The organism is Glycomyces sambucus (genome assembly GCF_900102815.1).
Lineage (GTDB): Bacteria > Actinomycetota > Actinomycetes > Mycobacteriales > Micromonosporaceae > Glycomyces > Glycomyces sambucus.
In genome coordinates, this window is record NZ_FNGF01000001.1 from 156869 (window position 1) to 175681 (window position 18813).

Genomic DNA, 18813 nt, shown 5'->3' on the forward strand with positions numbered 1-18813 from the left:
CACCTCCACTGTGCCCGTCACCCTCCGGGGCGGGGAAACCGGCTTGCCGAGGGGGCCGGGCGGTGCGACGCTCTCGTCATGCAGATGCACGAGGACCAGCTCACCGTTCCCGTTGCCGCTGTTCGGGAGCTGATCGACGCGCAGTTCCCGCGGTGGCGGGGGCTGCCTGTCGCGCCGGTCGCCATGGGCGGCACGGTGAACGCGATCTTCCGCGTGGGCGACGGGCTGACGGCGCGGTTCCCGCTCCAGCCGGGCGATCCGGCGGGGGTGCGGGCCTGGCTGGAGTCGGAGGCCGAGGCGGCGCGGGAGCTGCTGGGACGCACCAGGTTCCCGAGTCCCGAACCGCGGGCGATCGGCGAGCCGGGGGCGGGGTATCCGCTGCCGTGGTCGGTGCAGACGTGGGTGCCGGGGACGACGGCGGACGAGGCCGATCCCGGTGCGTCCGAGTGGTTCGCGCGCGACCTGGCCGAGTTCATCACGGGCGTCCGGGCGATCCCGACGGAGGGCCGTGTCTTCTCCGGGGGCGGTCGCGGCGGGGTGATCGCGGCGCACGGGTCGTGGATGGAGACGTGCTTCCGGGAGAGCGCGGGGCTGCTCGACGTGCCGGCGCTGCGGCGCCTGTGGGCGGAGATGCGGGACCTGCCGCGCGGCGGCGATCCGGACGTCATGTGCCACGGCGACCTCATCCCGGGGAACGTGCTGGTGCGGGACGGGCGGCTCGCGGGCGTCCTCGACGTCGGCGGGCTCGGCCCCGCCGACCCGGCGCTGGACCTGGTCGGCGCCTGGCACCTGCTCGACGCCGGGCCGCGGGCGGTGCTGCGCGGCGTCCTCGGCTGCGGCGACGCCGAGTGGGACCGGGGCCGGGCGTGGGCGTTCGTGCAGGCCATGGGGGTCGTCTGGTACTACGCCGAGTCCAATCCGGCCATGAGCCGGTGGGGGCGGCGGACGCTGGCGAGGACCGCCGCGGACTGACGCGTCCCACATGAACTCAATCGGGTTGCTCCCCTTGGCGTGCGGTGCGAGACTGCCCCGATGGACGACACCGACGCCACCATCGACGCCCTGCTCGCCGAACTCGGCGGGACCTGGGAGACCGTCGAGCAGATCACGACCGCCCGCGAACGGCTCATAGCCGCACTCCCCGACTGGACGCTCCCGGCCGCGTACGGCATCGCCACGGTCGACGCGGCGGGCGCCGTGGCGTTCGCGCGCGCCAACGTCGGCGTGCACCCGCTCCCGGCGGTGGTCATGGCCACGGTCCTGGGACACGACGGCGGTTCGGCCGCGTACCTGCTGGACGCGACCTCCTTGGACCAGGCGATCCGGCTCCTCGCCCCGGCGGAGGCGTGCACGGCGTACGAGCACCCGAACCTGGCCGTGTGGCGCGAGGTCCGCAAGGCTCTGGACGCGGGCGAGACCGCCGTGGCGGTGTTCCTCGCCGACCTCGAGTACTCAGGCGCCGATCCGGCCGTGCTCGCGCTCAAGGACATCGCGCTCGAGAAGTCGGCCGCCGAGGCAGACTAGGGGCCATGAGACGGGCAGTGGTCGTCACCGGCGGCGGACGCGGCGTCGGCCGGGCGGTCGCCGAGCGGCTGCTCGGCGACGGGAACGCCGTAGTGGTCGTGGAGATGCGACACGAAGCGTGGCTCGAACCGCTCGTCGCCGACGGGCGCGCGGCGCTCGTCCTCGGCGACGCCGGTGACGACGATGTCGCGGCCAGGGCAGCCGCGGAGGCCCAGGCGCTCGGCACGCTCACCGGCTGGGTGAACAACGCCGCGGTCTTCCGCGACGCCTGGCTCCACGAGGCCGGCGGCGCCGCCGTCGCCGAGCTGATCCGCGCGAACCTCCAGCCGTGCCTGGCGGGCGCGGCCGCCGCGGTGCGGGCGTTCCGGGCCGCCGGGACGGGCGGCGCGATCGTCAACGTCTCGTCCCACCAAGGCCGGCGGGCCGTCTCCGGCGCGCTCCCGTACGCGACCGCGAAGGCCGCCATCGAAGGGCTCACCCGCTCGCTCGCCGTCGACTACAGGCCGCTCGGCATCCGCGTCAACGCCGTCGCGCTCGGCTCGATCACCACCGAACGCATGGAAGCGGCGCTCGCGGACATGACGGAGGCGGAGCGGACCGCGCACGCGGGCACGATGCGCGACCTGCACCCGCTCGGCCGCGCCGGGTCCGGCGACGAGGTGGCCGACGCGGTCGCGTACCTGCTCTCCGACGCCGCCTCCTTCGTCACCGGCGCGATCCTCCCCGTCGACGGCGGCCGCAGCGCCCAGGGCCCCGATCCGGAGGCCCGCCGACTCGATTGACAGGTACCTGTCAATATCTGCTAGCCTCATTCCCGTGGCAGCACTCAGTCCGCGCGCCCTCGACGTCTCCGATCTCGTCATCGAGGTCTTCCGCGCCAACGGCGCCCTCATCGCCGCCGGCGACGGGCTCGCGCAACCCGCCGGGCTCACCAGCGCGCGCTGGCAGGTCCTCGGCGTCGTCGACGAGGAACCGCTCACCGTCGCCGACGTGGCCCGCACCATGGGACTGCGCCGCCAGAGCGTCCAGCAGACGGCCGACGCCCTCGTCCGCGACGGCCTCGCCGCCTACCGCGACAACCCGAACCACCGCCGCGCCAAGCTCATCGCGCCCACCCCGGCGGGCCTGACCGCCCTCGCCTCGGTCGAGCGCCGCCACGCTTCTTGGGCCGACGCCCTCGCCGCCCGCCTCGGCCCCGAGGCGATCGCGTCCGCCAGGTCCGCGCTCCGCGAACTCCGCTCCGCTCTGGAGGCACCGCATGGCCGGTGAGACCACGATCCCGCTGCTCCCCTGCCGGTCGATCGACGAGACCGCCGAGTTCTACCGCATGCTCGGCTTCACGGAGACCCTCCACCAGACCCGGCCCAACCCGTACACGGTGCTGGTCAGCGAGGACATCCAGCTCCACTTCTTCGGTGTCGACGACCTCGAACCCGAGACCACGCTGGGCACCTGCCTGGTGATCGTCCCCGACACCGGCGCCCTCTTCGACCGCTTCGCCGCGGGCATGCGCGCCGCGCACGGCAAGCTCCTCCTCACCGGCATCCCGCGGATGACCCGCCCTCGCAAGCGCGCCAACACCGGCAACCGGGCCGGCTTCTCCGTGGTCGACCCGGGAGGCAACACCATCCGCTTCTTCCCCGCCGCCGAGGACGCCGAGGAGCGACCGCCGGCCACCACGAAGCTCGGCAAGACCCTCGAACGGGCGATCGTCCTGGGCGACGCCAAGGGCGACGCGTCCCAGGCCGCGAAGATCCTCGACGCGACCCTCGCGAAGACCCCCGACACCGACCCCGATCTCCTCGAAGCCCTCGCCTATCGGGCCGAACTCGCCACCCGCCAAGCCGACCACGCCCGCGCCCGCGAACTCCTCGACCGGATCGACACCCTCGACCTCACCGACCAGGCCCGCGCGACCCACGCCCCGACCCTCGCGGCCGCCGCCGACCTCAGGACACAACTCCCCTAACCACCAGGTATCATTCACACCGGCCCGCGAGGGCCCCGGCCCGGTATTCCAACTGGCAGAGAAGACGGATTCAAAACCCGTACAGTGTGGGTTCGAATCCCACTCGGGCCACAAACGGACATCCAGTTAGCAACACCCCATAACGAATGATCCAGCCTAGCTCTCGTTCGGCATTCCGAGGGACGCGAGTCTCGCCGTGATTAAGTATGGCGAAGACACTCCACATACACGATTCTGGAGGCAGTCCGAACTGTCCGCCGTCCACGCCGTTGTGCTGACGCCCCGCGAGCTCTTCTTCGGCCAGCAGCCGGAACCACCTCGGATATCCCCGCTTCCATCAGCTATGCACGGACGTCGACGACCGCTTCGAGAGTACGGATGCGGCGCTTAAGGCACTAGAACGCCACCGAGTGGGAGTCCTTGCTACCCGGCATCCGCCGCCGAGCACACCGTCTTTGATGCTAGCCCTGACCCTGCGCACTCCACCCCCGGCGGGAGCGAGGCCGGATACCCGACCAGGACGAGCACGGCGGCCCAGCCGTCGCCTGCGCGCATGCGCCGCAGCTCGACGGCGGCCGTGTCGGGCCACAGTTCGGCCGGGACGGGGAAGTCGCCCCTCCCGCGGGCTTTGCCCATGAGGCGGTGCAGCAGGGTGGTCATGACGGTGCCTCCGTTCGGGCGGGTGAGCCGTACGGGTCGATCCCGTACCGGACTCGCGCGGTGAGCTCGGGGGCGGCAAGCAGGCGTGAGGGCACGCCGATGCCTTCGGCCATGGCCCGGACCTGGCCGGCGGCGTAGCGCGCGCCTTCGGCGTCGGGGCAGCGGACGGTGACGGTCACCTCGCGGCGCAGGAGTTGGCGTGAGGCGACGACCTCGGCGAGCCAGGCCCGGTGCTCTACGGCGGCGGCCCGCAGGCGCGGCGCATCGAGCACGGCGGCGTGCGCCGCGAGGGATTCGAGGTAGGCGGTGAGGTCGACCGGTCGGGTGGAGAGGCAGATTTGCAGGTGCGCGTCCGTGGCGCAGAGGAGCCGGGCGAGCGCGGCGCACAGCATCGCCTGCTCGCTGGCCGAACGCAGCCCGAAGTTGAGGAAGCCCACGTCGACGGCGACCGCCCACCCAGCCGGTCCCAGATCGATCGCGCCATCGGATCGCACCGCCCGGACCGGCCCCCGGGCAGCAGCGACCGCCTTGGAGTCAAGGCGCCTGCCGAGGACGCGGGACAGGCTGCCCGCAACCGCTTCGGCAGGGGCGCCGGCGGCTATCGGGCGCCTCGGCTGGCGGAGTGCGGCCAGCGCGATCCGGTCCAGTCCGGCCCCGTCGAGGCGACCGAGGGCCAGCGCGACGGCTGCGGCGGCGACCGGCGCAGTCGCGAGCAGGAGCACCGCAATCGGGACGGTCCCGGCCATGCCGCGCCAGGCGGCCAGGAGGCCCAGCGCAACGGGGGCGAGGATGAGGGTCTGGCGGGCGGTGAGCCCGAACAGGACTTTGTCCTCCACGTTCACATCCGCCGGGACGCTGACACTGCCACGACCGCTCATGGCTCCGCCCGCCCCTCGTCGTCCCGGTCCTCGGCTGCGTCGCGGGCCCGCTGCGCGGCGATGTCAGCGGCGGTCCGGTCGCCCGGAGCCTGCCAGAACCGGGCGTCGCCGAGCATCGGCTGATCGGGACCGCCGGTGTGCGCCTCGGGCCGGACAGGTGCCGGGCCTTCGGCGGCTTCGGCACCTCGTGCGAGCGGCCCCGTGGCGCGGTGTGCCGGGTCGGGGAAGAGACCCCGTTGAGTCCAGGACGGCTGGGCCCGGCGCAGCGGCGGGACGTCGGCGATGCGCCGCCCTGTCCTCGGGCGCACACCCGCCTGCCGCAGGCGGCGCTCCTCGGCTTCGAGCTGGGTGCCTTCGGCATCGGTGAGCCGCTGCTCCATGCCGCGGCGGCGGCCCTCGTCGGTGGCAAACCCGCCAAGCCTGCGTGAATGGTCGAGCGGGTTGGCGGGCTCGAACATCGAGTCGTATGCGCCCTCGCCGGGCCGGGCAGGCTGCTCAGGGGCTGCTCCGGGCGTCCGGTCCCACCACGGCGCTGTCCGGGGCGCGGTCTCGGGCGACCGGTGGCCGAACGCCGATCCCAGGTGGTTCACCTGCGAGGCGCGACCGGGGCCGCGGTGACCGAATGCAGAGCCAAGCGGGGTCACCGATGAGGCGCGGCCCTGGTGCTTGCCCCACCAGAACTTGCCGCCGTCGTTAGCGGCTGCCGGTGCCTTGGGCTCCGGTCTGCCACCGCGTTTGCGGAACCGCCCGGTCACTGCGCCGACCGCCAAAGCAGTGGCAGCGCCGGTCACGAAACGTGAGCCGGGCACCCGCAGCGGCCGGCCGCGCGCGATCCGGAAGGCGTTCTGGTGGATCTGCCACATCATCCAGATGACGACGACCAGGTACAGGCTGTGGACGCCGATGTGCCCGATGTGGCCGAAATAGCGGCCTGAACCGTCTCGGCCCTCGGGCCACAGCAGGCTATTCCACACCCAGATCAACACCGCCTGCCCGATAGAGGACGCCATGCAGGCGCCGAACATCCGCCACCACAATTGCGCCGCCCACTCGGTGACCGGGAGGGCGTGGCACGCCAGCGCGATCGGACTGAGTGCCACGAGAAAGAACCACACGATGTTCCGCATGATGGAAACGAGGAACAGCAGTAGCAGGCATACGATCGTCAGGACCACCCACAACAGGTCGAACAGCATGACATCGATGGAGGGAGTCTCAGACCCCAGATCGCGGGTCGCCCGCAATTCCCAGAGTGCATTCGACTCCGGCTGATCCTCGATGTAATAAATGTCTGATTCAAGGAACGCCGAGGCGATGTCGTAGTTCGCATCGAGCGCCTGGAGAACGATGACGAACGAGCATCCTGCCAAGAGGAACCCGACGATCAGACGCGGGGCGAGCTCGCGAGCCGTATAGCGGGTTTGCAGCGTCTCATGCGCCATGAGGATCAAGCCGCCGACGACGATCAGGAGCGCATAGGAGGCGTAGACGATGGCGACGAAGTGCCCGCGAAGTTCGAGACCCCAGTCCGTGAAATCCTCCGAGAGCAGGACCCAGTTCGCTTCGCTCAGCGCATCGCTGATTGACCGCCGAAACACGATCGCGCGGTCGGCGAGCCAGTCAATCATGCCGTCGAGAATCTGCTCGTACATGACTACTCACCCGACAGAATCTGTTTGAGGATGGCGACGAGGATCGGTGCGAGCACGACGATGCCGAAACCGATCGCAGCGCTCCGAAGTGCCGATTTCGCCCGCTCGGTCTCCCCGGGCTCAGAGGCGAGAAGATACCGGAATCCGGCAAAAGTCAGCATCACCGCAACCGCAGTCCCGGCAATGACAACGATGACCAGCTGCAATCGGTTCAGGACGTCGATGACGCCTTGCGTATTCGCCATCGCAGGCTCAGCCATGAACACGATAAATGCCGCGACGAGTCCGGAGAATAGTCCTGCTGTGCATAGCCGATGCCGCCTTGTCGGCCTCGGTGCGTCGTGCGTGCGCATCTTCTGCGCCTCCCTCGGAGGACTCGTGCAGAAGACCGGCCCAGAATCGCGCCGAAACCCGAACCCGGGCCGGTCGACACGCCACCGATTCGCTTCGATGCGACGGAGACATCACCTCCTCCGATGCGAGTGCCAAGAGCTATGTCCAGGCCGCACCGACCTCGGCAGCGCGTCAAGCCAACGTCCATTCCGTCGACTCACCAAGAAAAGACACAGGATTACCGACCACCCGAACCACCCAGCGCGTAACCAAAGCGATAACCAGTCGCTGAACTGGGATTTCACCTTGAGGCAAATATCAGAAACCACCGTCTAACAGCTTTATGAGATCGGGGATCGGCAACGCAGCGCGGGGAGGTTGATAACCACGAATAACCAATATCCAAGGCCCGGTTACCAAGGGTTACATTCTGACTTGCACATCAGCCGAAAACGCGGCCTCATGGGGATACGCACCGACGAACAAGCGTCGAATCTTACTCATGGAGGCTCATCATGCGAATCTCAACCATCGGCAAATGTGAGCGCGAATTCAAACGAATCTGCAACCACACCGGAACCCGCACCGGCGACGGAAAGTGGTCTTTGAGTGTCGGAGGAACATCGATCTCCACCGGAGAGCTCGGCCGCACACTCCTCAGCAAGGACACCGCGCAAACCGAGCGCGATAGCGCGTGGGCAACCATCGTTGACCAAGCCCGAAAAGCGCAGGAGCCCTGGCTGATCATCGCCGTCGGCGTCGCCATCCCAGGCATCCGCAACGCCATCAAGTTCGCGTCCGTATATGCGCCTGAATACTCGGACCGGACCGAAATCGAAAGCGCCGCACTAGCCGGATTCGTCACCGCAGTCCACGACATCGACACCACTCGCGGAAAAGTCTGTGCACGCCTCTGCAATCGCGCCTACATCGCCGCAAGGCGCTGCGCGATAGAGATATCGCGATACCAAAGGCAGTTGCACTCACCTATCTTCGAGTCACACCCTCCTGCCAAAGAGTTCGGACACCCCGATCTCGTCCTAGCAAAGGCGATCGATAACGAGATCGTAACCAGACTTCAGGCAATACTCATCCTGAAAGTCGTGATCGAGAAGCTGCCGATCAGCGCCGTCGCCGAAGCCGAGGAAATAACGGAAGAATCTGCATCCAACCAGATTCGCGCGGCGAAGGCGCAACTTTGGGAATGGCTGACGCAATGAGTCATCATAGTGGTAGGAGAGTGGAACTTCCGATATTCATTGAAAAGCTCAGCCGGGAGATGCGCGCGTCAGGATATGGACTCCTGCTGTTGTTCGGTGCCTTGCTGATCACAGGATGGTGGCTCATGCTGGGCATCAGAGTCGCCCATGCAGAATGGCTTCGAGGGATGCCGACGATAGGGTATCTAGGCGCGGCGCAGCCCTGCGCCGCACTTCTAGCAAGGTGCGCAGTCAAACAGCTATGGCGCGCTACTCGCCCCCGACGCATCTGAAATCGGTATTCGCTTCATCCCACTCGGGACGGGGATTTCTGCGACGAGTTCGAGCCAGGCATTCTGCGGACCGGTTCCCCCGCTCGGGCGGGAACTCCGCCGAGCATCCCGGTGTTCATCCCGGTGATGAAAAGAGGTTCATCCCCGCTCGGGCGGGGACTCCGGACGCCCGAACGCCTGGCAGCTCAACACATACGGTTCACCCCCGCTCGGGCGGGGACTCCACAACTTGACAATCTGTCTACCTCGTGAGACGCGGTTCACCCCCGCTCGGGCGGGGACTCCGCGAGGTGGGCTATGAGGAGGCTGTTGGGGACCGGTTCACCCCCGCTCGGGCGGGGACTCCTCCGGGCCGCGGCCGACCGAGACGTGCATGTGCGGTTCACCCCCGCGCGGGCGGGGACTCCCCGACGACGAGGACGTGGTCGGCGAGGCGGATCGGTTCACCCCCGCGCGGGCGGGGACTCCATCTACGTCACCTCCGCCCCGGGTTCGAGGATCGGTTCACCCCCGCGCGGGCGGGGACTCCCTCATAGCCGAGGTACTTAAGCTGACGCTGTCGCGGTTCACCCCCGCGCGGGCGGGGACTCCCTTGGTCAGCCAGTAGTCGAGCCAGGCGTCGAGCGGTTCACCCCCACGCGGGCGGGGACTCCGTCATGCCGAGCGCGTCGAGCGTGGTGAGGAGCGGTTCACCCCCACGCGGGCGGGGACTCCCGGGGAGGCGCCGTTCGTGCTCATGAATGACGACGGTTCACCCCCACGCGGGCGGGGACTCCCTCTTCTTGACTTGCAGGTTTAGGCACCTAATGCAGTTCTGTGATCAAAAGTCGGTGGGCCATTCGGACTCCGCCGACGTCGTATCCGGATCGGGCGATTGAGCAACGAATCTCACCAAGGTCAGTCCATCGAAATCCTCAGGGCGTCGGCGCCGTTCGCCTGCGGTTTTTATCGAGAAGCCTTGTTCGTTCGCGGCTGTGTGGATGAGGACGGCGGCGCCGTCGGCAACGGCCTGCTGGGTGAGGTCCCAGAGCTGTTCACGTACCCGCTTGGAGGTGGTGCCGACGAAGACGCCAGGCGCGACTTCGATGGTCCATCGGCTGAGGGCACCTTTTAGGTGTAGTGGGACGGAGGTGGTGGCGATGACCATCATGGTTGCCATGTGTCAGTCGTTTTCGGTGTTGCTGTAATTGGTGCCTGCCGGGACTGCACCGGTTTCGGGATCCCATAGGTGAACAAGCCGGACGGGCTTGCGTTCGTCGGAGCTGCGCGGTTTGGCGTCGTCGGGGGCAAGTACGCCCTGGATGTCGCCGACGATGCGTGGCAGGAGCCGGAAGAGCCGCAGTTGCTCGCGCAGTTTGCGGCGGGCGTCGGATTCTGGATTGTGGGAGTCGTGAAGTGAGAACGCGAGGGGGAGCGTGAGTTCGGCTTTGTACAGGTCGGCGATGTCGTAGACGAAGGCGTGTTGTTTGCCTTGGTGGACGAATCCGAGGGCGGGTGAGCACCCGAGGGCGAGGATTGCGGCGTGAACGATGCCATAAAGGCAGTTGTTTGCGGATGAGAGGGCCTGGTTTACAGCGTCCTGCTGGTCCCAGTCCTCTGGGTTGTAACTGAGCTTGAAGGGCTTGATCCGGTGTCGTTGCGCGAGGAGCCGGTACATCGCCTTCATGCGCTGGCCTTCGAGGCCGCGCAGGCGCTCGAGCGTGGTGCCGCTGGGCACGGTTTCGCCGAAGCGGTGCTCGTACATGCGGACCGCGACCTCAAGTCTCCGGTCGGGTTGTGCCCAGGCGGTGGCTTGGTGTTCGAGCCAGGTAGTGGTGAGTCCTTCGGGGGTGATCGCGGCGTAGGAGCGGACGCCGCCGGCCCCGGTGCAGATGACGGTGGTGCCGTGGCGGGCCAGGGTCGCCAGGGCCCGGGTGGTGATGGAGGCACCAGGTCCGAGCAGGAGGCAGGAGAGTGCCGCGGTGGGCAGCTCCACGGTGTCGATACCGCGCCTGGTTTCGATCTTGGCGCTGATCCCGGTGTCGTCTTGGATGATGCGGACGATGTCGAGATAGAGGAACGACAGGGAGTCACCGATGCGGGGAAGCATCGCCAGGCTGGGTGCGGCGAGCCTGGCGCGGAAGTCGCGCGGCGGGCTCATGCCGGTCCGGGCAAGATGGTGAGCAGTCCGGCTCCGTAGGGTTTGGCGCGGCCGATGCCTTCAGTGAGTGCGGTGCCCAGGAGGGCGGGGTCGGTGATGGTGGCGATGCCGTCGTAGCGGCACAGGGTGAAGGTGATGGCGCCGCGTCCGGTCCGGGCGTTGCGTGGTGGGGGCCATGCGGGTGCGGTGGGCAGCAGGGTGTGGACTGTGAGCCCGTTGGCGGCGGCGCGCTCGCGCCACCAGGTGTCAGCGTCGGCACCGGTGAGCGCCCGCACGATGCCGCGCGGCCGTCTCGGGCGTTCGGAGTCGGCGTTCGCTGCGGTGAGGGCGGAGCGGCGCTCGCTGCGGGTGGGGTTGAGGTCGATGCGGTAACGGACGGCCATGCCCGCACGAAGGGCTCGCAGCAGTGGCGAGATGTCCTTGCGTTCGGTCGTGCCGTATCCGGTGGGCAGGTTGGAGGGGAGGAGCGGGTGGCTGGCTTGGGCCAGGACGGTAATGCCGCGGGGGTCGTCCTCGACGCGGAAGAGGAGGTTCGCTTGTTTGCGTGGGTCCTCGCCCATGGCGTCGGGGAGGAGGCGCATGAGCGTGGTGTGCATCTGTTTGGCGTCGCTGAGGTCGCGTTGGACGTCGCGGCTGGCGGTGTTGAGGGTGATGCGGACCAGGTTGAGCGAGGTGGTCATCGCGTGCTTCCGATCGCGTAGTCGAGGAGGCGTTGCCGGGCCTGGTAGGGCTCGCAGACGAGCGTGCCCGGCAGGTGCTCGGTCGTGCGCCACAGTCGGCGGGTGTGGAACTGGCGGGCCGCGCCAGAGGGCTGGTCGGTGATCGTGAACGCGGCAGCAGCGGGGTTGGCGGGCTGATGCTCCCAGATGAAGTCGACCGCGACCGTCGGTGCGTCCCTTTTCGCGGTGGTGCGGGCTTTCGTGGTCGTGCGGGCAGCGAGTGGCACGGCAGTTCGCAGTTCGGTGATCGCATCGGGGCTGGATCGGGCGAGCAGGAGCGGCTCATCGGGAGGACACGAGCGCCGCCCGAGGTAGGGAGCCCAGTGGGGGTGATCGAGCGCGCTGGTGATTCGGGTGATGACCGGGGCGGGCCCGGTGATGGCGACAGTGAATGCGGCGTCGGTGAGGTAGTGGCGGTAACTGAGGACCGCGGCGTTCTTGTGCTCGCCACCCGCGGTTGCGGCGGTGCCCTCGGGCGGGTAGCCCCCGCCGGTGGTGTGGAAGTCGACGGTCCGGGCGCCGGGCCGGTCGATGCGGATGGCCAGTTCCAAGTCCTCGTATCCCGACGGGTACTGGTCGCGGCCGATGCCCTCTGCGGCGGCGGCCATGCCCAGCACGCCCGACCGGGTGGGGAAGGTGGCGGTGTCGCGGACGGTGAAACTGGACCGCTCGCCCCACGCCTGCAGGGGCCCTGCCAGGCGCATGATGATGCCCTGGTTCGTCATGGTCGGTGCACCAGGGCGGTGACGGCAGCGTCAATGAGATCGGCGAAGGAGTCGAAGCGGTCACTGAGGTGCTCATAGCCCTCGGTGCCAGCGGCGGCGTGGCCAGCGAAGACGAGACCGCGTCCGCCGGTCAGGCGGCGCACATCACTGGCGTAGTCGTTGAAGGCGGCCCGAGAGGGCGCGGCGATGCCTCCGCCGTGTTCGGGCCGCACGGGGCGCTCGAAGGCGGCGGCGAAGGACACCGGGCGACGGTCGCGGACGGTGAGGTAGGCGAGGTCGGGGATGGTGTGAGGTGCGGTGCTGTTCTTCTTCGCTTGCGGCAGTGTCATCAGGAAATGGTCGGCGAAGGCGGCAGTGGCGCGAGCGGCCATTTCCTCATCGCCAGCCAGGTTCTTGCGAAAGTCCTCGAGGTTGAGGCACCCGTAGCGGTAGAAGACGCCGGCACTGAACTCGGCGGTGTCGAGGTGACCCGAGCCCGTGGCGTCGGTGTCCTGAGAGAACCAGTCGTCGACGGCGGTGAAGTAGTCACGCTGGGGCTCGGCGGCGTGGGTGGTGAACGCGTGGGCGATCTGCGCGGCGCCGTCGACGTTGGCACCGGGGACTTCGGCGAGCATGCGCCCAAACATGCCGATGGAGACGTTGCGACTTTCGATGACGCGGCGCACCTCCGATGCCGGCAGGACCTGGACGGGTTTCTTCTTGGCTTGCTCCCCGGTGAGGGCGTCGCGGTGGGTATCGCACACCTTCACGAGCTCGTCGAGGGCAGTGTCGGGCAGCAAGAGCAGGACTGCGGTGATCGGCAGACCGGTCTGCTGGCTGATCTCGAACTTGAGTGGCTTCTTGCTGACGGCGGTGGCGATCTGCTGCCATGCGAAAGCGGCCGCCTCCACGCTCCACCCGTTGCCGGTGAGCTTGGACTGGAGCCGGTTGGGCAGTTGCCGGGTGCGGAAGGTGAATTCGCCAAGGTCGGCTTCGACACCGTGGCGGATGGGGCGCTTGAGAGCTTGGCTGGAGATGCGGATTCGGTCGGCTCCGCCGTAGGTGACCATTTTGGGTGATCCAAGATCATCGCGGTTGAGATTGGCAACCGGGATGCTCTGCAGGGCATGGATTTCGAGGAATCTCGACATGGTGATGTCCTTATTGTTCGGAGTCAGGTTCGGGGTCGGGTTCGGTGCCGGGTTCGGTTGGGTCGGGCGCTTGGACGGCCCGGTAGTAGGACTCGAGCCAGCGGGTGGCGACGCGGTCGCGGGCGCGGTCCCAGCGGGCAAGGTCGTCGCTGAGTCGGCCCCAGTCGATGGCTGTGTCCGCGCGCTGGATCTGGCGGGTCAGGGCTGGCAGGCGCCGGTTGACCGAGGTGTACTGCTGGCGGGTGAGCAGGTGGAGGGTCGCTTCGGCAGAACTCGGTTTCATGGCGCCCCGGCGCACGGCCTGGCCCAGGCTGGCGCCGAGGTTCGGCGGTACCGGCGCGCCAGCGGCGGTCCGCGCATCGGCGGGCGCGGCAGCGATAAGGGCCGCAACTGCGTACCTGGCGGCTCGTGTCGTCGAGCTGGCCTGGTTGGAGTTCCATTTGACCAGGTGGCGGTGCATGCTCTGGCATTGGTCGAAGGGGCGGCCGAGGCCGCGGCGGAGCTCGGCCCGCGCTCGCTTGTCCTCGCGGCACAAGCGCTCGACGCGAAGGACGAATTCGCGGTGGGCGTCAAGTCCGGAGTTGGGGCCTTGCGGTGTGGATGTGGTGGGCATGGTGGCGCGCTCCTTGCGGGTGGAGATGGCTGCGGCAGGGGAGTCATTGGCCGACTGGGGTGGCAGGGGTCGGGACCGCCTTCCACAGCAGAGCGCGGGCGTGCTGGAGGGCCCGGGCGATTCTGATGTCACGGCGTTGCGTACTGATCACGGTCGTCAGTGCGGTCTCGGCCGCACTGCGGAAGTCCAGATGCGGGCGCCGCGTGTTGCTGGACTGCGTCAGCTCCCAGAAGATGGTCTCGGCGTCCGACCAGTACGCGGTCATGGTTGGCTCCACCCAGGGGCCTGGTTTCTTGGCGTCGATCTTTCCTCGCGCGACCACGTCCGCCCATGCCTGCTTCGCGGCGTACTGGAGTGCTTTTCCGAGCGATTCGGCGGCGGTGCGGCACTGCTCGAAGCGGAGGGCCATTGCCGGGTCGTGCTCGTGGAACCACGGAACGAGCGGCGGAGTGGTGGCGCTGTACCAGCCGAAGTCGCGCTGTTGGCCGCGCTCTTGGGCGAAGCCGAGGGCGCGGACGCGGACTTGTGGCCGCAGGTGCGATGGCATCCAGCGGGTGTGCCGGAAGATCGCGGGACGCGAGGTCCCGGCCCGGTCCATCATGAGCGCGTCCAAGTCCCGCCAGACGCTGCGGTCGAGGTCGGCCTTCCGCGGTTGCAGCTCGTCGCCTTTGCCGGTGTCGTAGATCAGGTACGGGTCGAGGGCGGGGCTGGGGGCGGCTTTGGTTGACCAGGTGACGTAGGCGTCGATGATCTGGCCGTTTTCGCGGTCGGGGACGAGCAGGACCGCGTGGCGCGACCGCCCGGTCAGCACCCCAGCAGGCCACGACAGTGCCTCCGCAGGCGCGAGGGCGTCGGGCAGATCAGCCCGCTCCCAAGGAAACGGCTCGGCTGGGGCGAGATCGGCGTGGTCAGGATCGGGGCAGGGCAGGCCCAGCAGGAGCGTGGTGAACAGGTCAGGGCCCCACGGATGGTAGGAAACGGTCCCGCGCAACGGCCCTATCATCCCGTTGCCGGGCTTGTCAGCCTTGATGCGACGAGGCGTGCACTGCCCACAGGGGCCGAAGTACGACTGCGTCAGCACCTCCCAGATCGCCGCTCCCGGGTGCACCGGCGATGCCGCGGCATCGGTGCCGTGGCCAAACAAGATCGCACCGTTGACGCCGCTCGGACGGCCGGCAACGAGCTTGTTCACCCCTGACGGACTCGGCTTCCCGTCGGTGCCGACGCACTCCTGCACCAAGCGAGGATCCTGAAACGCCGGACGGGCAGCGTCGAACAGATCCAACCCGGCACCCACAGCGTCGAAATAGTGCTGCACGCAGCCCGGATCAAACTGTCCGGTCGCCAACACCGAGTTGCGAGCACGCAGCCACTGGCGCGGCGCAGCGGCGACATCGCCGTCGGCGAGCGCGGGCTCCATCGCAGCGGCGATGCGGAAAGCCATGCCGTACAGAACTCGCAGCATCGCAGCGGCCGCTGGTGGATGCGGTGATTCGAAATCGGCGATCTTAGCCGCATCGGTGAACAGGCCGCGCAGCCCGAGGCGACTGGTGCGGCCATCGAGGTAGCGCACTTGGAGGAAGGGCTCATCGGCGAGCGAGAAACTGAGGGGCATCGACGTCCTTGGGGTGAAGCGGGACAAGTAGGGGTCAGAGGCGGAGAAGGCCGAGTTCACGATCGAGGCGGAACACGCCACGCGCCAGGGCCACCGGGCGGGCCGATCGGCCGCGGACCTGGTGACGCAGGACAGCGAGGTCACCGAGTACGGCGTGGTCCCTCCAGGCCGGGGGCGGCAGCTCGGTGTCGCCGAGCTTGCCGAGCCATTGGGCGCGGACCGGGATGGTGTGGCCCATGACAGTGCGCGCCGCTTCCACCGTAACCGAGCCTCGCAGCACCACATCGGACACCGTGTGCGACCCGGCCTCGTCGAAGCTGACCGTCCCGTCCTCGTGCTCGAACAGGCACAGCACCCGGACGCTTTCGGCGCCCAATCGCGTCGAGGCCCGCTCCTCATCCAGAGGGCGCTGGTGCAAGTCGGCGAGCTCGAACACCGCCTGACAGCGCGGGATGACCACCGTGTGGCCGAAGGACTGCTCGGCAAGCACCTTTCCCATGAACGCCGAATAGGACGCGGACGCATCGGGGCGGTCCCAGTCGAAGCGACTGTCGTCGCCGTCGACGGCCGCGACCATGTCGGGAACCTCCTGCGGTATGCGGATCGGGGTGCCGTCCCGTGCGGCCAGCAGCCGCGAGGTCGTCTCGAGTAGGAATGCGGGGTACACCCCGTCGTCGCCGCCCCAATGCCGCGGTACGCCTCCGCTCTCTTCCAAGGGGTCGAGAACGACCAGGCGGGGGCCGGTCGACCATGCCGGCCGGTCGCGTCCACCGGGGAACCCTTGCGCCTTCCACCACTGCTGGTGGCGCCAGCACCGTCCTGCGCGTTGCAGCAGCGGCGCCAGCGGCGCCAGGTCACTGATGAGCAGATCGGCGTCCAGGTCCAAGGCGACCTCGAGGACCTGCGTGGACACGATGATCCGCCGGTGCGGGCGGGGCCCGCCCCGGCCCAGCTCGGCGCTGATCCTCGCCGCCTTCTCCTGACGGATGACACCGGGGAACCGCGCGTGAATGAGCTCGACCGTGTCCGCGATCAGGCCCCGGCGCTCCACCTGCTCGCGCAGGAAGCGGTAGGTCTCCTGCGCGTCCGGGACCGTGTTGCAGGCGACCACCGCGCACCCGCCGTCCTCGCCCAGCAGCGGCTCCAGCGCCGCGAGCACCGCCGCGGCACGCGTGTCGCCGTCGTTCGCGCCGCCAGGACTGGTATGCCGCACCGGCACCGAGGCGGTCACCAGCGCGCTGCTGCGTGCCGTGGCCTGCGCGCGATGGTCCTCGTCCTTGATCTTCGAGGTTCTCCCGCCCGCCGAGACGTACAGCCATCCCGGGTAGGGCACCGGGAACGTCTGCTCCCGCACCGCCGCCTTCGAATGCCCGGCACCCTGGAGGTACTCCCGGACCAGTGCATCGGTGATCGACTGCGGCAACGTCGCTGAAAGCAGCACTACCGAACACCCGTACGCGGCCAGCCAGTGCACCAATCGACCGAGCAGAACCTGCATATAGGGGTCATAGGCATGCGCTTCATCGATGACTACCGTCTTGCCCGACAGCCCCAGCATTCGCAACGCATTGTGCGACACCGGAAGCACACCGAGCAGCGCCTGATCGACAGTGCCGACGGCGAACTGGGCCAGCAGCGCCCGCTTCAGCCCTCGAAGCCAGGACCGCGGTGCCATGCGCTTCGCCGCCTCCGCACCCGGATCCTCACCGGTGACCACCGCCGCGCCGTCCGCGTACGGCGCGGCCAGCCACGCCATGCTGTGCGCCAAAGCGACAGCGCCCCGCTCGCGATCCTGCTCACCGAGGCACCGCTCGACATAGCCGCTGAGGCGCTGGTGCAGCTGGTCACTGGTCGCCATGGTCGGCAGCAGATACACCAGGCCCGCACTCCCCGAAGCCGCGCTCAACACCCGCCATCCTTCCAGCCCGGTCTCGGTCTTCCCGTCGCCAGTCGCGGCCACAGCAACAAAGATCCCCGCCTCACCAGCGACCACGTGCGAAGGCAGGTCATCCACGACCGAGCGCTGCAGCGGATTCGGGGCCCGCAGGCCGTGGGCGATCGAGAAACCTGGATCCTCCAGCCGGACCGGCCGCAGGCCCGCCCCGTCCAGAAGCAGCACCGCTGCCGACCGTGCCTGCGCCAAATGCACCTGGAGGTCACCGGACAGATCCGACTGCCGCGCCTCCAGATACTCTTCCTGGCTCACCAGCCAGTCAGCGAGGATCACCATCCCAGTGATCAACACCGCCGTCGGAGCCGAGCACTCCCCCGGCGCCTGCGGGGTCCCCAGCAGCGCATGCAGTGCCAACACATGCGCCTGCCGCTGCTCATCCCAGCTCGGCCCACCCAGACACCGGTTGAACACGGACTTGCCGAACCACTGCTCATCAACCGGCTGAAACCGCCCGTGATGGCCGCCGATGATCTCCGCCAAGCGAAACAGCGGACCCTCCGGATCGGAATCGTCGAAGCCCATCCCGGACAACAAGGTCGCCACCGACAGCATGCCGACCCGGGCATGATCGATCCGCGAATCAACCGCCACACCCAAGTCCGCTGCCAACGCCGGATCCAAACCGGCGAACCCTTTGGCATCGCATGACTGGAAGCCGTATCCGAGCTTGCCGATGTCGTGCAACGCACCCCAGAACACCACCGTCGCCCGCGCCTGCGCAAAATCCGCACCAAACCCAAGACCTCGGGCGATCACACGCCGCTGATTGCCATCGAGGAAGTGATCCCACAACACCTCCAACATGGCCGCCGTATCCAGCAGATGCCGGATCAGACTGTACGGCTCAACCAGACCTTTCGACTTACCCCACAGCGTCAAAGACACCTTCTCAAGCAACTGCCGCATACTACTCCCGAACAGCGCGAATCAAACCAACAACCTACGACACCGGACCGACAACTCCACTGCCAGAACTGTTCGAAAAGCGAAGCCCTTCAACAGAATCATCCGGTGCTGCCGTACCTTGAAGGACATGCTCTCCTCCGCATCGATACCTCTGAAAACTGAGCAGCCGCATACTCGGCACACAGGTCTCAATTCAGTAACGGCACGGTAGCTGCGCAGGTCAGGAAGGGAACTCCCCGCCAGCGCGGGGGTGAACCGTCCAACATGGACAACCCGTATTCGGCGTACGCGAACTCCCCGCCAGCGCGGGGGTGAACCGCCCTCGAAGTGCTGGCTCGTCCCCGCGGGGACGAACTCCCCGCCAGCGCGGGGGTGAACCGCACCTCCTCACCTACATTGCCCGGTGCGGGGTGAACTCCCCGCCAGCGCGGGGGTGAACCCCCTCAGAGAACTTGAGGTCACGGGAAACCGGGAACTCCCCGCCAGCGCGGGGGTGAACCGGT

18 protein-coding genes, 1 tRNA gene and 2 CRISPR repeat arrays are annotated in these 18813 nt (G+C 68.2%); of the genes, 7 read left to right on the forward strand and 12 right to left on the reverse strand.

Going from position 1 to position 18813, the window contains the following annotated elements; translation table 11 throughout:
- Positions 1-84: 84 nt before the first annotated feature.
- The 6 genes from BLS99_RS00755 to BLS99_RS00780 all read left to right on the forward strand — a co-directional run bounded on the left by BLS99_RS00755 (position 85) and on the right by BLS99_RS00780 (position 3604).
- Positions 85-972, forward strand: coding sequence for a phosphotransferase (locus BLS99_RS00755; protein WP_176953203.1), 888 nt, complete (start codon positions 85-87; stop codon positions 970-972).
- Between the two features lie 60 nt (positions 973-1032).
- Positions 1033-1524 carry a hypothetical protein gene (locus BLS99_RS00760; protein ID WP_091041856.1) on the forward strand — a complete coding sequence of 164 codons (492 nt, stop codon included), beginning with the start codon at positions 1033-1035 and terminating at the stop codon, positions 1522-1524.
- A 5-nt stretch (positions 1525-1529) separates the two neighbouring features.
- Positions 1530-2306, forward strand: coding sequence for an SDR family NAD(P)-dependent oxidoreductase (locus BLS99_RS00765; RefSeq protein ID WP_091041858.1), 777 nt, complete (start codon positions 1530-1532; stop codon positions 2304-2306).
- 34 nt (positions 2307-2340) lie between these two features.
- Positions 2341-2793: a MarR family winged helix-turn-helix transcriptional regulator gene (locus BLS99_RS00770; protein ID WP_091041862.1), complete on the forward strand. Its 453-nt coding sequence runs from the start codon at positions 2341-2343 to the stop codon at positions 2791-2793.
- Positions 2783-3493, forward strand: coding sequence for a VOC family protein (locus BLS99_RS00775; protein WP_091041865.1), 711 nt, complete (start codon positions 2783-2785; stop codon positions 3491-3493). Before BLS99_RS00770 ends, BLS99_RS00775 begins: the two co-directional genes overlap by 11 nt.
- A gap of 37 nt (positions 3494-3530) precedes the next feature.
- Positions 3531-3604: transfer RNA gene (locus BLS99_RS00780), tRNA-Leu, on the forward strand.
- A gap of 312 nt (positions 3605-3916) precedes the next feature.
- Here the strand turns inward: BLS99_RS00780 and BLS99_RS00785 are convergent.
- Genes BLS99_RS00785 through BLS99_RS00800 form a run of 4 tightly spaced genes read right to left on the reverse strand, consistent with a single transcriptional unit; the run spans position 3917 to position 7036 of the window.
- On the reverse strand, positions 3917-4153 hold the full coding sequence (locus BLS99_RS00785; RefSeq protein WP_091041869.1) for a hypothetical protein: 237 nt from the start codon (positions 4151-4153) through the stop codon (positions 3917-3919).
- Positions 4150-5031, reverse strand: coding sequence for a PrgI family protein (locus BLS99_RS00790; protein WP_091041871.1), 882 nt, complete (start codon positions 5029-5031; stop codon positions 4150-4152). The genes BLS99_RS00785 and BLS99_RS00790 overlap by 4 nt, the downstream gene beginning before the upstream one ends.
- Positions 5028-6683: a TrbL/VirB6 family protein gene (locus BLS99_RS00795; RefSeq protein ID WP_091041874.1), complete on the reverse strand. Its 1656-nt coding sequence runs from the start codon at positions 6681-6683 to the stop codon at positions 5028-5030. The genes BLS99_RS00790 and BLS99_RS00795 overlap by 4 nt, the downstream gene beginning before the upstream one ends.
- Before the next feature lie 2 nt (positions 6684-6685).
- Complete coding sequence (locus tag BLS99_RS00800) at positions 6686-7036, reverse strand: pilin (RefSeq protein ID WP_218126133.1); 351 nt, start codon at positions 7034-7036, stop codon at positions 6686-6688.
- Between the two features lie 495 nt (positions 7037-7531).
- Between BLS99_RS00800 and BLS99_RS25495 the strand changes: the two genes are divergently transcribed.
- Positions 7532-8236, forward strand: a complete 705-nt coding sequence (locus BLS99_RS25495) for a hypothetical protein (protein ID WP_143034638.1) — start codon at positions 7532-7534, stop codon at positions 8234-8236.
- 406 nt (positions 8237-8642) lie between these two features.
- Positions 8643-9284: a CRISPR direct-repeat array (repeat unit 29 nt; unit sequence CGGTTCACCCCCGCTCGGGCGGGGACTCC).
- A 44-nt stretch (positions 9285-9328) separates the two neighbouring features.
- Here BLS99_RS25495 and cas2e read toward each other — a convergent pair.
- The 8 genes from cas2e to BLS99_RS00845 are packed head-to-tail and all read right to left on the reverse strand — an operon-like array spanning position 9329 to position 18301.
- On the reverse strand, positions 9329-9667 hold the full coding sequence (gene cas2e, locus BLS99_RS00810) for a type I-E CRISPR-associated endoribonuclease Cas2e (protein ID WP_091041886.1): 339 nt from the start codon (positions 9665-9667) through the stop codon (positions 9329-9331).
- A gap of 3 nt (positions 9668-9670) precedes the next feature.
- Positions 9671-10648: a type I-E CRISPR-associated endonuclease Cas1e gene (gene cas1e / locus BLS99_RS00815; RefSeq protein WP_218126134.1), complete on the reverse strand. Its 978-nt coding sequence runs from the start codon at positions 10646-10648 to the stop codon at positions 9671-9673.
- Complete coding sequence (gene cas6e, locus BLS99_RS00820; RefSeq protein WP_091041889.1) at positions 10645-11328, reverse strand: type I-E CRISPR-associated protein Cas6/Cse3/CasE; 684 nt, start codon at positions 11326-11328, stop codon at positions 10645-10647. The genes cas1e and cas6e overlap by 4 nt, the downstream gene beginning before the upstream one ends.
- Complete coding sequence (cas5e, locus tag BLS99_RS00825; protein ID WP_091041891.1) at positions 11325-12092, reverse strand: type I-E CRISPR-associated protein Cas5/CasD; 768 nt, start codon at positions 12090-12092, stop codon at positions 11325-11327. The genes cas6e and cas5e overlap by 4 nt, the downstream gene beginning before the upstream one ends.
- A complete protein-coding gene (cas7e, locus tag BLS99_RS00830) occupies positions 12089-13222 on the reverse strand; it encodes a type I-E CRISPR-associated protein Cas7/Cse4/CasC (protein WP_091041894.1) in 1134 nt (377 codons plus the stop codon). The genes cas5e and cas7e overlap by 4 nt, the downstream gene beginning before the upstream one ends.
- A gap of 10 nt (positions 13223-13232) precedes the next feature.
- A complete protein-coding gene (casB, locus tag BLS99_RS00835) occupies positions 13233-13835 on the reverse strand; it encodes a type I-E CRISPR-associated protein Cse2/CasB (RefSeq protein ID WP_091041898.1) in 603 nt (200 codons plus the stop codon).
- A gap of 43 nt (positions 13836-13878) precedes the next feature.
- Positions 13879-15450, reverse strand: coding sequence for a type I-E CRISPR-associated protein Cse1/CasA (casA, locus tag BLS99_RS00840; protein WP_143034639.1), 1572 nt, complete (start codon positions 15448-15450; stop codon positions 13879-13881).
- 34 nt (positions 15451-15484) lie between these two features.
- Positions 15485-18301 (reverse strand): CRISPR-associated endonuclease Cas3'', encoded by a 2817-nt coding sequence (locus tag BLS99_RS00845; RefSeq protein ID WP_218126136.1) that lies wholly within the window; start codon positions 18299-18301, stop codon positions 15485-15487.
- 238 nt (positions 18302-18539) lie between these two features.
- Positions 18540-18810: direct repeats of the CRISPR family, unit length 28 nt; unit sequence GAACTCCCCGCCAGCGCGGGGGTGAACC.
- The last annotated feature ends 3 nt before the right edge of the window (positions 18811-18813 follow it).

Coding starts and splice junctions, on each gene's coding strand:
- BLS99_RS00755 (WP_176953203.1), top strand. CDS start 85: ATGCACGAGGACCAGCTCACCGTTCCCGTTGCCGCTGTTCGGGAGCTG.
- BLS99_RS00760 (WP_091041856.1), top strand. CDS start 1,033: ATGGACGACACCGACGCCACCATCGACGCCCTGCTCGCCGAACTCGGC.
- BLS99_RS00765 (WP_091041858.1), top strand. CDS start 1,530: ATGAGACGGGCAGTGGTCGTCACCGGCGGCGGACGCGGCGTCGGCCGG.
- BLS99_RS00775 (WP_091041865.1), top strand. CDS start 2,783: ATGGCCGGTGAGACCACGATCCCGCTGCTCCCCTGCCGGTCGATCGAC.
- BLS99_RS00785 (WP_091041869.1), bottom strand. CDS start 4,153: ATGACCACCCTGCTGCACCGCCTCATGGGCAAAGCCCGCGGGAGGGGC.
- BLS99_RS00790 (WP_091041871.1), bottom strand. CDS start 5,031: ATGAGCGGTCGTGGCAGTGTCAGCGTCCCGGCGGATGTGAACGTGGAG.
- BLS99_RS00795 (WP_091041874.1), bottom strand. CDS start 6,683: ATGTACGAGCAGATTCTCGACGGCATGATTGACTGGCTCGCCGACCGC.
- BLS99_RS00800 (WP_218126133.1), bottom strand. CDS start 7,036: ATGCGCACGCACGACGCACCGAGGCCGACAAGGCGGCATCGGCTATGC.
- BLS99_RS25495 (WP_143034638.1), top strand. CDS start 7,532: ATGCGAATCTCAACCATCGGCAAATGTGAGCGCGAATTCAAACGAATC.
- cas2e (WP_091041886.1), bottom strand. CDS start 9,667: ATGGCAACCATGATGGTCATCGCCACCACCTCCGTCCCACTACACCTA.
- cas1e (WP_218126134.1), bottom strand. CDS start 10,648: ATGAGCCCGCCGCGCGACTTCCGCGCCAGGCTCGCCGCACCCAGCCTG.
- cas6e (WP_091041889.1), bottom strand. CDS start 11,328: ATGACCACCTCGCTCAACCTGGTCCGCATCACCCTCAACACCGCCAGC.
- cas5e (WP_091041891.1), bottom strand. CDS start 12,092: ATGACGAACCAGGGCATCATCATGCGCCTGGCAGGGCCCCTGCAGGCG.
- cas7e (WP_091041894.1), bottom strand. CDS start 13,222: ATGTCGAGATTCCTCGAAATCCATGCCCTGCAGAGCATCCCGGTTGCC.
- casB (WP_091041898.1), bottom strand. CDS start 13,835: ATGCCCACCACATCCACACCGCAAGGCCCCAACTCCGGACTTGACGCC.
- casA (WP_143034639.1), bottom strand. CDS start 15,450: ATGCCCCTCAGTTTCTCGCTCGCCGATGAGCCCTTCCTCCAAGTGCGC.